This is a genomic window from Citrobacter sp. wls710, from assembly GCF_005281115.1.
Classification (GTDB): Bacteria; Pseudomonadota; Gammaproteobacteria; order Enterobacterales; family Enterobacteriaceae; genus Citrobacter; species Citrobacter werkmanii.
In genome coordinates this window covers 67487-84753 of sequence record NZ_SZXD01000034.1, presented here as the reverse complement: position 1 = coordinate 84753, position 17267 = coordinate 67487, and the positions used below count along the sequence as shown (strand labels likewise).

Annotated in this window: 15 protein-coding genes; 4 read left to right on the top strand and 11 right to left on the bottom strand. The window is 51.0% G+C overall.

Annotation, left to right across the window (positions count from 1 at the left end):
• Positions 1 to 38: 38 nt before the first annotated feature.
• From cydB to malX, 7 genes are all read right to left on the bottom strand, one after another.
• Positions 39 to 1049: a cytochrome d ubiquinol oxidase subunit II gene (gene cydB, locus FDX14_RS15680; RefSeq protein WP_137349809.1), complete on the bottom strand. Its 1011-nt coding sequence runs from the start codon at positions 1047 to 1049 to the stop codon at positions 39 to 41.
• Positions 1049 to 2455 (bottom strand): cytochrome ubiquinol oxidase subunit I, encoded by a 1407-nt coding sequence (locus FDX14_RS15675; protein ID WP_137349808.1) that lies wholly within the window; start codon positions 2453 to 2455, stop codon positions 1049 to 1051. Before FDX14_RS15675 ends, cydB begins: the two co-directional genes overlap by 1 nt.
• 50 nt (positions 2456 to 2505) lie before the next feature.
• The gene (locus FDX14_RS15670) at positions 2506 to 3012 is read right to left on the bottom strand and encodes a ferritin-like domain-containing protein (RefSeq protein ID WP_137349807.1); all 507 of its coding nucleotides are present in this window, start codon (positions 3010 to 3012) and stop codon (positions 2506 to 2508) included.
• Positions 3013 to 3036: 24 nt separating this feature from the next.
• Positions 3037 to 3534: a YciE/YciF ferroxidase family protein gene (locus FDX14_RS15665; protein WP_038640435.1), complete on the bottom strand. Its 498-nt coding sequence runs from the start codon at positions 3532 to 3534 to the stop codon at positions 3037 to 3039.
• 92 nt (positions 3535 to 3626) lie between these two features.
• A complete protein-coding gene (locus tag FDX14_RS15660; RefSeq protein ID WP_006684659.1) occupies positions 3627 to 3812 on the bottom strand; it encodes a con-10 family general stress protein in 186 nt (61 codons plus the stop codon).
• Between the two features lie 480 nt (positions 3813 to 4292).
• A complete protein-coding gene (locus FDX14_RS15655; RefSeq protein WP_137349806.1) occupies positions 4293 to 5465 on the bottom strand; it encodes a MalY/PatB family protein in 1173 nt (390 codons plus the stop codon).
• Between the two features lie 10 nt (positions 5466 to 5475).
• A complete protein-coding gene (malX, locus tag FDX14_RS15650) occupies positions 5476 to 7068 on the bottom strand; it encodes a maltose/glucose-specific PTS transporter subunit IIBC (RefSeq protein ID WP_042308591.1) in 1593 nt (530 codons plus the stop codon).
• A 169-nt stretch (positions 7069 to 7237) separates the two neighbouring features.
• Between malX and FDX14_RS15645 the strand changes: the two genes are divergently transcribed.
• Positions 7238 to 8266, top strand: coding sequence for a Mal regulon transcriptional regulator MalI (locus FDX14_RS15645; RefSeq protein ID WP_038640443.1), 1029 nt, complete (start codon positions 7238 to 7240; stop codon positions 8264 to 8266).
• A gap of 45 nt (positions 8267 to 8311) precedes the next feature.
• On the opposite strand, the gene FDX14_RS15640 is transcribed toward FDX14_RS15645, so the two are convergent.
• On the bottom strand, positions 8312 to 9820 hold the full coding sequence (locus tag FDX14_RS15640; protein WP_137349805.1) for a YdgA family protein: 1509 nt from the start codon (positions 9818 to 9820) through the stop codon (positions 8312 to 8314).
• Positions 9821 to 9926: 106 nt separating this feature from the next.
• Positions 9927 to 11102, bottom strand: coding sequence for a mannose-6-phosphate isomerase (gene manA / locus FDX14_RS15635; protein WP_137349804.1), 1176 nt, complete (start codon positions 11100 to 11102; stop codon positions 9927 to 9929).
• A 262-nt stretch (positions 11103 to 11364) separates the two neighbouring features.
• On the opposite strand from manA, the gene fumB reads away from it, so the two are divergent.
• On the top strand, positions 11365 to 13011 hold the full coding sequence (fumB, locus tag FDX14_RS15630) for a class I fumarate hydratase (protein ID WP_042308586.1): 1647 nt from the start codon (positions 11365 to 11367) through the stop codon (positions 13009 to 13011).
• Positions 13012 to 13151: 140 nt separating this feature from the next.
• Positions 13152 to 14555 (top strand): class II fumarate hydratase, encoded by a 1404-nt coding sequence (gene fumC, locus FDX14_RS15625; RefSeq protein ID WP_042308585.1) that lies wholly within the window; start codon positions 13152 to 13154, stop codon positions 14553 to 14555.
• On the opposite strand, the gene tus is transcribed toward fumC, so the two are convergent.
• Both tus and rstB read right to left on the bottom strand, forming a co-directional pair.
• Positions 14552 to 15481 carry a DNA replication terminus site-binding protein gene (tus, locus tag FDX14_RS15620; protein WP_061381390.1) on the bottom strand — a complete coding sequence of 310 codons (930 nt, stop codon included), beginning with the start codon at positions 15479 to 15481 and terminating at the stop codon, positions 14552 to 14554. The genes fumC and tus overlap by 4 nt on opposite strands.
• A gap of 74 nt (positions 15482 to 15555) precedes the next feature.
• On the bottom strand, positions 15556 to 16857 hold the full coding sequence (gene rstB / locus FDX14_RS15615) for a two-component system sensor histidine kinase RstB (protein WP_137349803.1): 1302 nt from the start codon (positions 16855 to 16857) through the stop codon (positions 15556 to 15558).
• Between the two features lie 65 nt (positions 16858 to 16922).
• Here rstB and FDX14_RS15610 point away from each other — a divergent pair, with 65 nt between their 5' ends.
• Complete coding sequence (locus FDX14_RS15610; RefSeq protein WP_137349802.1) at positions 16923 to 17267, top strand: DUF1294 domain-containing protein; 345 nt, start codon at positions 16923 to 16925, stop codon at positions 17265 to 17267.

The window sequence follows — 17267 nt, the reverse complement described above, 5'->3', positions numbered from 1 at the left end:
GGTTTTCAATGAGTCAGGCGATCGGCGCGCTATCCTGGTCAATGGTAGCCTTCTCCGTCAGATACTTTGCCGCGAAAGACATAGTAGCTCCATGCTGTATACATCAGAATGACCGGAATAATAATAAGCGTGCCAACCAGCATAAACATCTGGCTTGCAGGGGGAGCCGCTGCATCCCACAAGGTAACATGCGGCGGAATAATATAGGGCCACAGGCTGATACCTAAGCCGCTAAATCCCAGAAAGATCAATCCCAGCGTCAGGATAAAAGGTCGTGCATGGCTGGTGTTGTCGCTGCACAGACGCCAAATCCACAGGCTGAGTATCGTCACCAGAATGGGGACCGGCACAAACCAGTAGAAATTAGGTAGCGTGAACCAGCGTTCTGCAATGTATTGCCAGTTAAGGGGTGTCCAGATGCTGACCACGGCAATAACCGCCAGCAGAGCGAGCAGAACATGGCGCGTTAATTTACGCATCCGTTCCTGAAGCGCGCCATCGCTTTTCATTATCAGCCAGGTGCTGCCGAGTAACAGATAAGCGGCAACCAGTCCGAGGCCGCAAAATACATTAAATGGGGTCAACCAATCCAATGCCGACCCGGCAAAGCGACGGTCTGCTATATCGAAACCGTTAATCACGGCGCCAACAACGATCCCCTGACTCACGGTCGCCAGCAACGATCCACCGGCAAATGCGTAATCCCAAAATAGCCGATGCGACGGCGTGGCTTTAAAGCGAAACTCAAACGCCACACCGCGAAAAATCAACCCAATTAGCATCATCGTGAGTGGAATTGCCAGTGCGTCAGCAATCACAGCATAAGCCAGAGGGAAGGCGCCAAAGACACCGGCCCCACCGAGCACCAGCCAGGTTTCATTCCCGTCCCAGACGGGGGCCACACTGTTCACCATCACATCTCGTTCGCCGGGGGCATGTACAATGCTAAACAACATACCAATGCCCAAATCGAAACCATCCATTACGATGTACATCAGCGTGGCAAAGACAATGATAATAAACCAGATTACGGTGATATCGATGTCCATCAGATTTTCTCCTCTTCATCCGTTACCGGTTCTGCGGCGGAAAGCGGACGCGCAGGGGTGCCATCGGTTTGTGAGGTCAGTTCACTGACCGGCTGAGGACCTTTTTTAATCAGTCTGAATATGTAGTGGTAACCCACGCCAAAGACGGTGCTGTAAACGACGATAAATACCAGCAAACTGATGACCATTTGCGTTGTACTGTGCAACGAAACGGCATCACGGGTGCGCAAAAAGCCGTATACGACCCAGGGCTGGCGGCCAACCTCCGTGGTCACCCAACCGGCCAATAAGGCCAATAGTCCGGCCGGCCCCATCAAAAGTGCAAACCATTGGAATGGACGGGAATGGTACAGGCGCTTGCGCCAACGTAACCAGACACTGCAGATACCCAGGGCGATCATCAACACGCCCATGCCAACCATGATGCGAAACGACCAAAATACAATCGCGGAGTTGGGGCGATCTTCCTTGGGAAAATCCTTCAGTGCAGGAACCTGCTTGTCCAGACTATGGGTCAGAATCAGACTGCCCAGCGCAGGGATCGCCAGAGCGTATTTGGTGCGCTCTTCCTCCATGTCAGGCATGCCAAACAGCGTCAATGGCGTTGCCTCTCCGGGGGGGTTCTCCCAGTGCCCCTCAATGGCCGCTATTTTTGCAGGCTGATGCTCAAGGGTATTGAGGCCATGCATATCTCCAACAACCGCCTGAATAGGGGCGACAATCAGAGCCATCCACAGCGCCATCGAAAACATTTTACGAATGGCAGGAGTATCGTTACCCCGCAGTAAATGCCAGGCGGCAGATGCGCCAACGAACATCGCGCTACTCAGAAAAGCAGCAATCGACATATGCAATAAGCGATACGGAAAGGAAGGATTAAATACGATAGCCAGCCAATCCTGGGGAATGACATGCCCATTTTCGAGGCTAAAACCTTGAGGTGTTTGCATCCAACTATTGGAAGCCAGGATCCAGAAGGTAGATAGCAACGTGCCCAGCGCCACCATACAGGTGGTGAAGAAATGCAGCGCTGGAGATACTTTGTTCCAGCCGAAAAGCATTACGCCAAGGAAGCCCGCTTCGAGGAAAAAGGCGGTCAGGACTTCATAAAGCAGCAGTGGTCCGGTAATACTGCCGGCAAATTGCGAAAAGCCGCTCCAGTTGGTACCAAACTGATAAGCCATCACCAGGCCGGATACGACACCCATCCCAAAATTGACGGCGAAGATTTGCAGCCAGAAATTATAGAGCGAGCGCCAGAGATTGTTTCGCGTGCGCAGCCACATCCCCTCCAGCACCACCAGATAGCTGGCCAGTCCAATCGTAATCGCGGGAAAAAGAATATGGAAAGAGACAGTGAAGGCGAACTGAAAACGGGCTAAATAAAAAGCGTCAAATTCAGGCACGGTACAGACCCCATCCGAGGAAGCTCTGCCTGAAGCAGAGCGTAATGAGATTATTTTTTGGCTACAACACCGTCAGCGTCAGAGCGTAAGAGAAATTGTTCTGTCGTTTGCGGAATATGTTTAATCAGCCAGTCGGCCATCTCACGTTCTTCTGCGAGAATCGTTTCGATAGCGGGGATAGAGGCGGTATCACCGACCTTTTTGGCAGCGGCCAAAAGCGATGTGTAGCAGGCTATTTCAAATTGCTCGAATACATAGCCGCTGATTGCGCCTTTTACAATTTCGTCAGAAGGAAACATGCCGCCAATCGACTGGCCAAAAGCGGCCATTTTACTCATGGAGTCTTTTAATACAGAATGCGAAATATCGTTTCGATCGAGGATCTCTTCCAGCAGGGTAATTTGCCTTTTTGTTTCATTAATATGTTGCTCAATTCTGGCACGCAAATCAGGATAATTATCGATACGACTCGCCATCGATTCCAGCATTGACTCCGCTTGCTTTTCCATCGCGTGCGCATCGCGTAGCCAGTCATGGTAATGTTCTAAGTGATTCATCGTAATTTCCTCGAGTCAGTATGGTTATCGTTTTTCAGCGTCTTTATTAATGTTACCAACCGCCAGATCGGTTAATTTCAGATCGGTTTGTTTCTCTTCTTCAAGCGTTTCTGCGAGGAGTTTTACGGCTTTTTTATACCCCAGTTGTTCTGCCAGGGTTGCCAGTGTGCCGTAGCTGGCAATTTCATAATGTTCCACTTTCTGTGCGGCTGCGATTAATGCTGCATCGCGTACTTCATTTTTCTCGGTGCTTTCTATAACCTCATTAGCCTCTTCAATTAAGCCTTCCATCGCCACACATTTCATGCGTTTAATCTTAATTCCCGGTTCTTGCTCAACGATTTGGTCAATACGTTCAATTTGCCCCTGGGTTTCTTCCAGGTGGGCATTAAACGCTTTGCTGAGTTTTTCGCTTGAGGCGGCTCTGGCGAGTTTAGCCAGTCCGCGCGTTAACTGTTTTTCAGCGCTATAGGTATCTGAAAGTAGGTGAATAAATACGTCTTCAATGCTTTTCATATGCATATTAATATCCTTTAGAGGTTAAAAATAACTGCGAGCCCCATACAGACCCGCAGGACACTCTTTTAATTAAAAGATGAAAATAACGCTAACTATCAGGAGTTGTCAGACTTACGGCCACCGCCGTGGCTGCTTTGCCCACCTTTTTTACCTGCTTCAGATGCGCGTTGTGGATCGTTTTTGAAGTTACCACCGCTATGTTGACCGCCTTTACGGCCCGCTTCTGATGCTTTTTCTCGGTCTTCTGCGAAGTTACCGGAACCACCACGATGCTCTGCCATATATCACCTCATATATCGGTTATGTCAGTCAGATACAAAAAAATAATTTCGTATCCGTCGTTGTTCAAGGCTTAAAGTTAGCGGCTATTTGTATTAAGTCAAATTTAATGCTGATAGGCGAATCAGTCCGTATTGATAATTTTCAATGGATTGCGGAAAATACCGCTTCGCTTATTATGAATGATGTTTGATTAATAAATAATCGTAACCGTCTGAGAGTTAGAGGGAATAAAAATATGAGTGCTCAATCAGGGTTATTCTTGTAAATTTTCTTAAATTATAAATAAATTATAAAACCGAAGCGTTCCGCTCAGACATAAAATAGCATTATTAAATGTCATGATATTCATTTTTGTCTACGCTCAACTTCATTCCCCGGTGCAAGGGATAACGCGGGCTTTTCGACGATGCTGGATGAACAGGGTGGTAAAGCGTCAGGTAGAGAAGGCGCGCAATGAGGTTTTCATTGCGCAAACCTGTTTAACGTATTGTACGGATGGCGTTAATTAACCCCTGAACGCCTTTTTCAAGTTTTGAGCGCGGACATCCGGCATTCAGGCGCACAAAACCGCGTCCTTCTTCGCCGTAGGTGTATCCTGGCATGATGGCAACTTTCTGCTGGTGGATAAGCGCTTCCTGTAATGTGTGATCATCAATGTTAAGCGGACGCAGGTCAATCCACGCCAGATAGGTAGACTGTGGAACCTGCCAGCTCAGTTCGGGGAATGCGGCATTAAGCTCGCGGGCGACGTAATGCAGATTGCTGGCAAGATAATCCCGCAGCGCATCAAGCCAGCTTGCGCCCTGTTGATAGGCGGCAATATGAGCTGTCAGCGCCAGCACCGCAGGTGAGGAAAGACCATCGCGACCTTTTAATGCGCTGAGATAATCGTTACGGCTTTGAGTGTCTTCAATAATCGCGTAAGCCCCGGTCAGTGCCGGAATATTAAAACTTTTTGAGCCGGAAGTGAGCAGCGCCCAGCTGTCACGCGCGACGTTACTCCAGGGGATATGCGGGTGATCACCCCATACCATATCCATATGGATCTCATCGGAAATGACTTTTACACCATGGCGCTGACACAGTTCCGCCATGGTTTCCAGCTCATCACGCGTCCACACTTTGCCCGTCGGATTTTGTGGGCTACAGAGCAGAAGAATTTTGCTCTCTGGGCGAGACAGGGCATTCTCCAGTGCGGTCATGTCGCAGTACCAACCGTCAGTACGTTTTTCAAGTTCGACAGCGCGCACCACGCGCTGATTACCCTCAATAGCTTTGTAAAACGCGTCGTAAGCCGGGGTGTGAATAACCACCGCATCACCCGCGGAAGACCACTGGCGAATCATCTCTGACACCATATAGATGACCGAGGGACCATATACCAGCGACTGAGGATCGATTTTTGTATTGTGACGCGTAAGAAACCAGTGCTGAATAGCCGCCAAAAATTCATCATTTTTCCAACGGCTGTAACCCAACACGCCATGGGACAGGCGCTGGGTAAGTGCCTCAAGAATGCAGGGGGCAGTTGCAAAATCCATGTCAGAGATGGTGAACGGCAGAAGATCCGCTGAGCCAAAACGGTCGGCAACATAATCCCACTGGGTACACCAGGTGCCGTGTCGGTCCACAACCTTAGAAAAATCAAACATATTGTTGTCCTTAAGCCTGTACGGTGTTCATCAGAACCGCGATTTCGTCTTTCACTGACTGGACCTGCGGACCAATAACAACCTGAAGGTTATGCTGATTGAGTTGTACTACGCCAATGGCACGATTGTCCTTCAGAGCTTGTACGTTAACAAGCGACATATCTTTCACTGACAAGCGCAGACGAGTAATGCAGTTATCCAGGCTAACAATGTTTTCCGCGCCGCCCAACGCCGCCAGAATAGCTGGCACGTTATAACCCGATTTACCTGGCGATCCAGCCATCACCTTTTCGATAGTGCTGGCCATTTCGACTTCGCGACCCGGTGTCTTCAGATTGAAGCGCGTGATGGCGAAGCGGAAGATAACGTAATACACCGCAAACCAGATAGCTGCGACGACAGGGACCAGATACCACTTGGTAGATAATCCATGCAGGATGCCGAATACCACGAAGTCGATCAGGTTACCGTCAGTGTTACCGATGGTAACGCCAAGCACCGCCATCACGGTGAAGCCGAGACCGGTAAGCAAAGCATGGATCACATACAGAACCGGGGCCACGAACAGGAACAAGAACTCGAGAGGTTCGGTCGTACCACCAATTACACAGGCAATCAGACCGGAAATTAATAACCCTTTAATTTTATGACGATTCTCTGGACGTGCGCAGTGGTACATTGCTAACGCTGCACCCGGTAACCCGCCGAGGAACGCCGGCATTTTACCCTGTGACAGGAAGCGGGTTGCGCTTTCAGAGAAACCTTGCGTTGTCGGACAGCTCAATTGAGCCTGGAAAATAGTCAATGCACCGCTCACGCTATGACCACAGACTTCCTGCGTGCCGCCCGCTTCGGTAAAGCGGATCAATGCCACCAGAATATGATGCAGACCAAAAGGCAACAACAGACGTTCGCCGGTACCAAACAGCATAGGACCAAATTCACCTGCACTGTTGATGATGTGACCGAGTCCGGTAATGCCCATGGCGAAAACCGGCCAAATCAGGGGAATAACCAGACCGACCAGGCCCATCACCACCGAGGAGATGATGGGAACGAAGCGAGTGCCGCCGAAGAAGGCCAGGGCATCCGGCAGACGAATGTTATGGAAGCGTTCATGCAGCATCCAGACGATGATCCCGGCGATGACGGCGCCGAGGATCCCGGTGTCGATCGACTGGATCCCCAGAATATTTTGCACGTTGTTGGCTTTCAGGATCGCCGCATCAGTGGTGGGTAAGATGCCTTTGGCGGTTAACCAGAAGTTGACGGCAAGGTTCATTACCGCGTAACCAACAAAACCGGCAAACGCCGCCACGCCTTTATTCTCGCGCGCCAGGCCAAGAGGAATGGCAATACAAAACATCACCGGTAGGAAGCTAAACGCAAATGAGCCAACTTTGCTCATCCAGGTAAAGATGGCCTGTAGCACCGGATTTCCTAACACCGGGATTAACGTTAAGACATCGTGGCTGCTTAACGAACTGCCGATCCCTAACATGATCCCGCAAAATGAGAGCAGAGCCACGGGCAACATAAAGGTTTTGCCCAACTGCTGGAAAAATTCCCATAACGTTATTTTTGGTGTGGTTCTCGTCGTCATTAAACGACTCCTTGTAAAATCAGGCTGGCTAATGATGGCGAGAAGATAAAACGTTTTACCTAATTTTAGTGCGGTATAAATCACATTATCGAACGATAATAGAGGGTATAAATATAAGTGATTGATAAAACGTTTTATCGGTCACGTTATCAGGGAGTTTTCTGTTTTTATGGCTATAGCCAAAAAAATAACGATCCATGATGTTGCGCTGGCTGCGGGTGTTTCGGTCAGTACCGTCTCATTGGTACTCAGTGGCAAAGGACGTATTTCATCAGCAACCGGTGAGCGGGTAAATGCTGCCATTGAGCAACTGGGGTTTGTGCGTAATCGGCAAGCATCAGCCCTGCGTGGTGGGCAGAGCGGAGTCGTGGGTTTGATTGTGCGCGATCTTTCTACGCCGTTTTACGCCGAGCTGACGGCGGGGCTGACGGAAGCATTAGAAGCCCAGGGGCGCATGGTCTTCTTACTGCATGGCGGCAAAGACGGCGAACAGCTGACGCAGCGCTTCACACTGTTACTTAATCAAGGGGTTGATGGCGTGGTGATCGCCGGGGCCGCAGGCAGCAGTGACGCGCTACAACAACTCGCCGCTGAGAAAGGGATCCCGGTGGTGTTTGCGTCACGCGCCAGCTATATGGATGACGTTGACACCGTCAGACCTGATAACATGCAGGCCGCGCAACTCCTGGTTGAACAACTGATACGCCATGGGCACCAGCGCATTGCCTGGCTGGGCGGGCAAAGCTCTTCATTAACCCGGGCAGAGCGCGTCGGCGGCTATTGCGCGACATTGTTAAAGTATGGTTTGCCGTTTCATAGCGACTGGGTGCTGGAGTGTTCATCCAGCCAAAAGCAGGCCGCGGAAGAGGTGACGGCGCTGTTACGCCGGAATCCCACAATCAGTGCGGTGGTGTGCTACAACGAAACCATTGCCGTAGGCGCCTGGTTTGGCCTGATGAGAGCAGGGCGACAGAGCGGTGAAACAGGCGTGGATCGCTACTTTGAACAGCAAATATCATTGGCCGGATTTGCTGATGTGGCGGAAAGCGCGCTGGATGACATTCCCATCATTTGGGCTTGCACGCCTGCCCGTGAAATGGGATACACCCTTGCGGAACGCATGCTACAACGCATTGGCCACGATGAAAGCCATTCGCGCAATCTGACGCTTGCCGCCCGACTGGTCGTCGCGAAATAAAAAAAGCCCGATAAGCAAGGTTATCGGGCCTGTCGTAACGGATATTTACTGTTGCGGGGCAGCAGGAGCGTCCGGCTCAGTAAAGGCAGGCATACCGAACATGCCAACAAACTCATCCAGCGACATTTTCTGTCCGTTAAGTGTTACCTGACCGTTCGCATATTGCAGGCTGGAACCGATAACGTTGTCCTGCAACGTCGTAATACGGAACATCTGACCCATCGCCGCGAGGCCATTAACCTGCTGCTTCGCCAGACCCGCCGCTTCTTCCTGCTGATATCCTTCCAGTTTGGCAATCTGTGTCATGAATTCAGTCGCCATATCGACAGGGATCGTCAGCTTAGCATCCAGTGATTTGACGGAGCGATCTACTTCCTGGGCCAGCGTTTGCGGCTCTACGGTGTTTGCGGTCGGATCTTTCAGTAGTAGCGACAAATTAAAGGCGGTTTCACCTTTCGCATTTTTCCAGCTCAACGGCGCAATAGTGATAACCGGTTCGCCTTTCATCAGAATCGGCAGGGCATTAAAGAAGGCTTCGGTGACTTTCTGCTGATATAGCTCAGGGTTTTGCACCACATCGATTTGTGACATCAACGCCTTGGTTTGGGCGCTATACTGCTGACTGAACTGGTGCAGGGCTTCACCATCAATCTGGCCCACTTTCAGCGTCAGTTTGCCGCTACCCATATCCTGGCCCTGCAGTTTAAGGCTGTTCAGGGTGTAATCCAGTTGGCTGTTGACGGTTTTACCCTCGTTGATCAGATCGGATTTACCATCGATACCCATGCCTTCCAGAACCGCCAACTCTTTACCCTCGACTGCAATCGACAGTTTTTCGAGTGACAACTTCTGGTCGCCAATACGCTCACCAAAGCTGGCGATACTGCTGGAACCCTCAGTTTTCAGGTTATTGAAGGTAATTTGTACTTTCTGGTTGTACTCATTGACCGCATTAACCAGACCACTTTGCGCATCGCCAGTTAGCGAAACTGCATTACCGTCTTTGTCAGCCGTAAACTGGAATTCCCCGCCGCTGAAGGCCACTTTTTCATCGCCATTCTCGTAGTTCAGCGGTTTGAGGGAGAGATCGGAACGGGTATCGCCGCTGTAACCGATACGGGAGTTAATGACGAATGGCGTTTCGCCTTTGGCAATATCGAACAGTGGTTTGGTGACGTCGTTATTCACCAACGTTGTTTTCACCGAGGCCATAGCGGGAACCAGATTCAGCGATTTCAGCTGTGCGAGCGGGAAAGGACCGTGATCAACCGTTTCATTAAGGACAATGCTTTGCCCTGGCTTCAGCCAGGAATCTTGTTGTCCGGTGATGGGTTTAACCACCAGTTGCAGTTGGCTATTGAACACGCCGCGCTGATAGTTTTGATAACTCAGTTCAATGCCCGCCTCAGGGGAGTAGCGTTTCAACTGATTGTTTGCCTGTGTCACCATCTCGGCGAGATGCGTTTCGAGTTTTTTACCTGTGTACCAGGCACCGCCCGTCCAGACGATACCCAGTGCAACCACTACACCCGCAGCTACCAGCGATTTTTTCATTTTGATATCCATAAAATAAAACCAGGCGTTTGAAGACGCCTGGAGGAGTGACTTGTCTTTAACTCACTACAGCTTAGCAAGAGTTGTTAAAAATATCAGTATCTTGCTACAGCTTGTTATAAACCCGAGCTAAACGGCCCTTGCCGCTGACGTTTACCGGCGATTCATTCGCACTAATAAAGGCCGACTCACCCGGCTGCAGGAGCAGACGCTGCTCACCTTTGCTCAACACGGCTTCACCCTCAATACAGAACAGAATTGCGGCGCTTTGCTGGCCGATCTCTGCACCAGTGGCCGTTAACTCATGTAGGGAGAAGGCGAAATCGTCGACCGGAATAGGGAAGTCCAGTTCATCATCTGTTTTAACCGGTGTGGTCAGCAATTGGTTTGCAGGCTTAGCGACAAACTTAACGTTGGCGACCAGCTCCGGGATATCAATGTATTTTGGCGTTAGCCCGGCGCGTAGCACGTTGTCCGAATTCGCCATCACCTCCAGCGCCACACCTTGCAGGTAGGCGTGCGGGGTCTCGGCAAACAAGAACATGGCCTCGCCGGGATTGAGTTTAACCACGTTGAGCAGCAGTGGGGAAAAGAGTCCGCTGTCGTTAGGGTAGAAGTCGGCGATCAGGCGGATGGTTTGCCAGGGTTCACCCTGCTGACTGTTCAGCGCCGATTTCAGGATCGCCAGCGCGTGGGATTTCTCCTCATCCTGCATATTCAGCAAGCTGGCAAATAGATAGCTCAGACGCTCTGCGCTCGGTTCCTGCAGGAAATGCGCAATAGCCGGATGCGCAGCGGAAACGGGTTGTAATAACGCAACAATATCGGAGAACTCACGAAATGCGTTCATCGCCAGGAAAGGCGTTAAAGCAAAAACCAGTTCTGGTTTGTGGTTAGGATCTTTGTAGTTGCGCTCGGCGGCATCCATCGGGATCCCGGCGGCGTTTTCTTTGGCAAACCCGATTTCAGAATTGTGCTTGTTAGGATGAACCTGAATCGAAAGGGGTTGCGCAGCACAGAGCACTTTAAACAGGAAGGGCAGTTCACCAAAGCGTTCGGCAACGGCATCGCCTAATAGCGCGGATTTATCGCTTTCAATAACGTCGCGTAAAGCAACCGTCTGACCATCAGCGCTCTGAACCTGCGAACTGCTTTTTGGGTGCGCTCCCATCCAAAGTTCAGCCATCGGTTGCTGAGTTGGGTTGGCAATCCCATAAAGTTCCGTTAACGCAGTTTTACTTCCCCAGGCGTAGTTCTGCACTGAGTTGATGAGTTTTTGCATTCTCAAGCCCTGTTTGAATGTGGAATTTTCTCTGGCTATTAAACCAAGAAACCCTGAGGGAAGTAACCTGCACATGTAAAAAGTCGTACTTGTCTCAGTTTTTGTTAAAAAATTGTGTAGGATATGGTGACTCGCTTTTAATACCCTGAGTATTTCCGGTTGCAGAAAGCCTTGCCTTCTCCAACCCGACTTACGGCAGGGAAGCAGGGCAATGGAACATCTGCCCAGAGAATAACCAGACCTAGCAGTAAGTGAGAGCACAATGTCAAACAAACCCTTTCATTATCAGCATCCTTTCCCGCTTAAAAAGGATGATACCGAATACTATCTGCTGACCAGCGACTATGTCTCCGTTGCCGAATTCGAAGGGCAGGAGGTTATTAAAGTCGCGCCGCAAGCGCTAACCCTGCTGGCTCGTCAGGCTTTTCATGATGCGTCGTTTATGCTGCGTCCAGCGCATCAGCAACAGGTTGCCGATATCCTGCGTGACCCTGAGGCCAGTGAAAACGACAAATATGTGGCCCTGCAATTCCTGCGCAACTCCGACATCGCGGCGAAAGGTATTTTGCCGACCTGTCAGGATACCGGCACAGCGATAATCGTGGGTAAAAAAGGTCAGCGTGTCTGGACCGGCGGCGGTGATGAAGCGGCACTGGCGCGAGGGGTCTATAACACCTACATCGAAGACAACCTGCGCTATTCGCAAAACGCCGCGCTGGATATGTATAAAGAAGTGAACACCGGCACCAACCTGCCAGCGCAGATCGATTTGTATACCGTTGATGGCGATGAATACAAATTCTTATGTATTGCCAAAGGCGGTGGTTCGGCAAACAAAACCTATCTGTACCAGGAAACCAAAGCGCTGCTCACGCCGGGCAAATTAAAAAATTACCTGGTCGAGAAGATGCGTACGCTGGGAACAGCGGCTTGCCCGCCGTATCACATCGCGTTTGTGATTGGTGGAACGTCTGCGGAAGCCACGCTGAAAACTGTCAAGTTGGCTTCGGCGAAATACTACGACGAGCTGCCGACCGAAGGTAACGAGCATGGTCAGGCGTTCCGCGATGCGGAGCTGGAAAAAGAGCTGTTGATAGAAGCGCAGAATTTGGGGCTGGGTGCCCAGTTCGGCGGGAAGTACTTCGCTCATGATATCCGCGTGATCCGTCTGCCGCGTCACGGCGCGTCGTGTCCGGTTGGTATGGGGGTTTCTTGCTCAGCCGATCGAAATATCAAAGCTAAGATCAACCGTGAAGGCATCTGGATCGAAAAACTTGAGCATAATCCGGGTAAATACATACCAGAAGAGCTGCGTCAGGTAGGCGAAGGCGAAGCGGTGCGCGTTGACCTCAATCGGCCAATGAAAGAGATCCTGGCTCAGTTGTCGCAATATCCGGTGTCCACGCGTCTGTCGCTCAACGGAACCATTATTGTTGGTCGTGATATTGCGCATGCGAAACTGAAAGAACGTCTGGATAACGGCGAAAGTTTGCCGCAGTATGTTAAAGATCACCCGATCTATTACGCCGGCCCGGCAAAAACGCCCGAAGGTTATGCCTCAGGCTCGCTAGGCCCAACCACTGCCGGGCGTATGGACTCGTATGTTGACCAGCTTCAGGCCGCGGGTGGGAGTATGATCATGCTGGCGAAAGGCAACCGTAGCCAGCAGGTGACCGACGCCTGTCATAAGCACGGCGGCTTCTATTTAGGCAGTATTGGCGGCCCCGCAGCGGTGCTTGCCCAGGGCAGTATCAAGAGTCTGGAATGCGTGGAATATCCTGAACTGGGGATGGAAGCCATCTGGAAAATTGAAGTGGAAGATTTCCCGGCGTTTATCCTGGTGGATGACAAAGGTAATGATTTCTTCAAGCAAATTCAGACGTCGCAGTGCGCACGCTGCGTTAAGTAACGTCAGCCGCCCTTCGGGGCGGTTTTTTTTCCGCACGAACCACCAAACGACAGTTTAATCCTCGTTAATACTGATAAGACCAATGCAAGTGGGCAATGTCGAAACATAACCTAATCAATTCTTAATGTAAGGAGCAGGTAATGGTAACGGTACGCCGCGAGAATGATTCAATGGGCGCAATTGATGTTCCTGCCGATAAGCTTTGGGGGGCGCAAACCCAACGTTCGCTGGAGCATTTTCGTATCTCTACGGAGAAAATGCCGGTCTTGCTGATCCATGCGCTGGCGCTGACGAAACGGGCGGCTGCCAAGGTTAATTTAGATCTCGGGCTGCTGGCGGAAGATAAAGCCACCGCGATTATGCAGGCCGCAGATGAGGTATTGGCGGACAAACATCGGGATGAGTTTCCGTTGGCCATTTGGCAAACGGGCTCCGGCACGCAAAGCAATATGAATATGAATGAGGTGCTGGCAAACCGTGCCAGCGAATTGCTGGGCGGCGTACGGGGAATGGAGCGAAAAGTTCACCCCAACGATGATGTTAATAAAAGCCAAAGCTCGAATGATGTCTTTCCGACAGCGATGCATGTTGCCGCGCTGCTGGCGCTGCGCAAGTCACTGATCCCGCAATTAACGGTGTTGACCAAAACGCTCAGTGATAAATCCCACGCGTTTGCCGATATCGTCAAAATTGGCCGGACGCATCTGCAAGATGCGACCCCGCTTACGCTTGGGCAGGAAATTTCCGGCTGGGTGGCAATGCTCGAACATAACCTCAGACACATTGAAAACAGTTTACCCCATGTGGCGGAACTGGCGTTGGGGGGAACGGCGGTGGGAACCGGACTGAACACCCATCCTGAATATGCGCGTCGGGTCGCGGATGAGTTGAAGGTCATTACCTGCGCGCCGTTTGTTACTGCACCGAATAAATTTGAAGCACTGGCGACCTGCGATGCGTTGGTTCACGCCCACGGAGCGCTCAAGGGGCTGGCTGCGTCACTGATGAAAATCGCCAACGATGTGCGTTGGCTGGCATCCGGTCCGCGTTGTGGTATTGGTGAAATTTCAATTCCTGAAAACGAACCGGGTAGCTCCATTATGCCGGGTAAAGTCAATCCGACTCAGTGTGAGGCGCTGACCATGCTTTGTTGCCAGGTGATGGGCAATGATGTTGCCATTAATATGGGCGGGGCGTCAGGTAACTTTGAGCTTAACGTTTATCGACCGATGGTCATCCACAACTTCCTGCAATCAGTGCGTTTGCTGGCGGACGGGATGGAAAGCTTTAACGAGCATTGCGCGACGGGTATTGCACCCAATCGTGAGCGAATCGACCAGTTACTCAACGAGTCGCTGATGCTGGTTACCGCACTCAATACCCATATCGGTTACGACAAAGCCGCTGAGATAGCCAAAAAAGCGCATAAGGAAGGGCTGACGTTAAAAGCATCTGCCCTTGCGCTGGGATATTTAACCGAAGCGGAGTTCGACAGTTGGGTACGACCAGAACTGATGGTTGGCAGCATGCGACCAGGCAGTTAATCAGCAACGTACAGGTGCAGTCGGGGAATAATCAATCTCAACGGCTGCGCCTGAGGTTTAAAACGATGCTGAACATTGTCGGCATCGTAATTCAGTAACTCGCCGATATCGGGTACTGTCATGCCGTTGTCGTTGTTGATTAGCGCAATCAATGGCGTCGGGCAGGCGTATTGCACCTGTTTTTGTTCTCCTTTGTACCACACGCGAGCGATGGGCTGCACTTTTACCGGTCTTTTAATCTTCAGTTTTGCCTGCTGTGGCAGAGCTGCAATGTCCTGATATTCCCGCTCCAGCTTTGCCTGCCACTCTTCACGCGTCCAGGGATGTACGCTGCGCGGCGACGTCAGACTCTTTTCCAGTTGCTGTAGGACTTCATCGCGCATCAGGTTTTTAATGATGTGCTTGTTAGCCCAGCCAAAGCGCAGAGTGGCGGGTTCTTTCACCAGCGTGAGCGTACGATAGGCATTCAACGTAATCAGTCCTGGCAGGTGGCGATGCACCCATTCGAAACGTGCCGCCGGCGCCAGTCCAGATTCCACAGTGACAATGCGCTCAAACGTCGTTTTCAACTGGTTAATACGCTGTATTTGTTCTTCCAGAGCACACTGTGCCGCGTTATCCACCTGATAGCACAACACGCCAGGAAGACGGACGGCCGCTTTGCTGCTGCGGTTCTCAGATTGCTGCTGAATAAACAGATGGCGATAGTGACGCAGTGCCAGTGATTCAGCTTCTTTGCCTAAATGTTGTTTTACATCGATGCTCTGCAAAGGGGCATGTTCTGCCTCCTTGGCGACTTCTGGTAACGAGAACACGCGCGCAATCAGCAGCGTCTGCTGCAACAAATTTTCGCTCAGAAGCGCCAGTTCCTGTTCCATCTGGCGGAAGGTGCTGTTCAGACGGTCAACGAGATCGTAACGGGCCATGTGTTTTACCATTTTAGTTACAACATACTTTTTTATAGCACAACATCTGCCGCCTGACCACCGAGCGGTATGGGTCAGGCAGTGGGAAATTCAGGAATGTTATGCCAGACGGGCCAACTGAAAGAAAAACGGGCCCCGCCCAGTTCACTTTCATCGCAAACGACCGTACCGCCCATAGCCAATGCGATCGAGTGGACGATGGCTAACCCAAGCCCGCAACCACCGGTCGCCCGGTCACGACTAGGATCGAGGCGTACAAATGGCTCAAAAACTTGTTCGCGCGCCGCAGGTGCGATACCAGGGCCGTCGTCTTCCACGATCAGCGTTGCCTGATTACCGTCCAGCCGCAGACTGGCTTGTACTGTCGACTGGCAATAGCGCAGGGCGTTATTCAGTAGATTATCCAGCACGCGCTCCATCAGGCGCATGTCCAGCGCACCGTAGTTGCCAATCTGAAGATGGCGAAGGCGCACAGCATGGTCAGGATTGACGCTTTGCACATCCTCAAGATGGGTTGTCAGCCAAAGGGGCAGGTCGGGTACGCTGAGCTTCAATTCATTTTGGGGGCGATCCAGCCGGGCGTAGGTCAGTAATTCTTCGATCAACGCTTCTAACTGGCCGATGTCACGATTCAGTGCCTGAGATTCTTGCTCGGTGAGATTCTCACTCATCTCCAGTCGGTAACGTAAGCGTACCAGTGGAGTCCGAAGCTCATGGGCAATACCATCGATAAGCTGTTTTTTACTGGCGATCAGCGCATTGATATTGTCCGCCATCTGGTTAAACGCCACACCAAGACGCTCAAAACTGGAACCGTTATCAAAATGGAGGCGTTCACCCAGATGCCCTTCACCAAAACGTTGTGCTGCGGCTTCCAGTCGGAGCATTTCCTGCCAGTGGGGGCGCATCCAGATAAGTACCGGGAAGGCCAGTGAAATGGCAATGAACGCCATCAGCGCGACGTCCAGCAAGCGCATTTGATGCAGAAAATAGAGATAGGGAACCGGGCCAACGGCCAGCACGTAATGGCTGCGCGGGATTCGTTGAATAAAAGTGTACTGATCGTCAAGTGCGACAATATCGCCTTCGCGCAGGCGCTGCATGGTTGGGGCGTCCAGCGTGTATTTATTCAGCGGTTCAACGCGCAGATCAAAAGAGAGGTTCAAATCCATCTCCTTTAGCGTCTTACCCCAGTCACGTGGTGGGATCTCGCGCAGCTCACTGCGCATCAGGTACAACGAGCTTTTCATTAAATCGTCGAGCGACTGCCTGCCCGCGCGTTCTGCGGTGAATTTATATACCAGGCCGACCAACAGGGTCATCACCAGAAAGCAGACAAACAGCAGGAGATAAAACTGTACAAACAGCTTCTTCATATAAAATCACCGAATACGCAATATAATGCGTACTGATACTCTCAAAATTGTTGTGATATAAAAATATGAATTTCAATCGTTGTTGTTATTTGCTACTCATTTTCGCAGCAACAGGCTGTATTTTCACCGCACATCCCTGGGTTATGTGGCTCATACTTGCCAATATACTAACGATGGCGCTATACGGCGTGGACAAAATGGCCGCGCGTCAGGCCTGGCGCAGGGTGCCTGAGTCTACATTGCTGATGTTTGGTGTTGTTGGCGGGTGGGTTGGTGCGATAGCGGGTCAACAAATTTTCCGCCATAAAACACAAAAGCAACCATTCAAAACCTATTTTATTATCAGTTTGATAGTCAGTCTCTCGCTGATGGGGGCGGTTTATCAGTTCTATCCATTTTCATCTTCCTGA

Bases quoted from the DNA above. Each gene is read 5' to 3' on its own strand.
- cydB (WP_137349809.1), bottom strand. From the start codon at position 1,049: ATGGACATCGATATCACCGTAATCTGGTTTATTATCATTGTCTTTGCC.
- FDX14_RS15670 (WP_137349807.1), bottom strand. From the start codon at position 3,012: ATGAATCACTTAGAACATTACCATGACTGGCTACGCGATGCGCACGCG.
- FDX14_RS15660 (WP_006684659.1), bottom strand. From the start codon at position 3,812: ATGGCAGAGCATCGTGGTGGTTCCGGTAACTTCGCAGAAGACCGAGAA.
- FDX14_RS15640 (WP_137349805.1), bottom strand. From the start codon at position 9,820: ATGAAAAAATCGCTGGTAGCTGCGGGTGTAGTGGTTGCACTGGGTATC.
- FDX14_RS15610 (WP_137349802.1), top strand. From the start codon at position 16,923: ATGAATTTCAATCGTTGTTGTTATTTGCTACTCATTTTCGCAGCAACA.
- malX (WP_042308591.1), bottom strand. From the start codon at position 7,068: ATGACGACGAGAACCACACCAAAAATAACGTTATGGGAATTTTTCCAG.
- fumB (WP_042308586.1), top strand. From the start codon at position 11,365: ATGTCAAACAAACCCTTTCATTATCAGCATCCTTTCCCGCTTAAAAAG.
- FDX14_RS15665 (WP_038640435.1), bottom strand. From the start codon at position 3,534: ATGCATATGAAAAGCATTGAAGACGTATTTATTCACCTACTTTCAGAT.
- FDX14_RS15655 (WP_137349806.1), bottom strand. From the start codon at position 5,465: ATGTTTGATTTTTCTAAGGTTGTGGACCGACACGGCACCTGGTGTACC.
- fumC (WP_042308585.1), top strand. From the start codon at position 13,152: ATGGTAACGGTACGCCGCGAGAATGATTCAATGGGCGCAATTGATGTT.
- tus (WP_061381390.1), bottom strand. From the start codon at position 15,481: ATGGCCCGTTACGATCTCGTTGACCGTCTGAACAGCACCTTCCGCCAG.
- rstB (WP_137349803.1), bottom strand. From the start codon at position 16,857: ATGAAGAAGCTGTTTGTACAGTTTTATCTCCTGCTGTTTGTCTGCTTT.
- manA (WP_137349804.1), bottom strand. From the start codon at position 11,102: ATGCAAAAACTCATCAACTCAGTGCAGAACTACGCCTGGGGAAGTAAA.
- FDX14_RS15645 (WP_038640443.1), top strand. From the start codon at position 7,238: ATGGCTATAGCCAAAAAAATAACGATCCATGATGTTGCGCTGGCTGCG.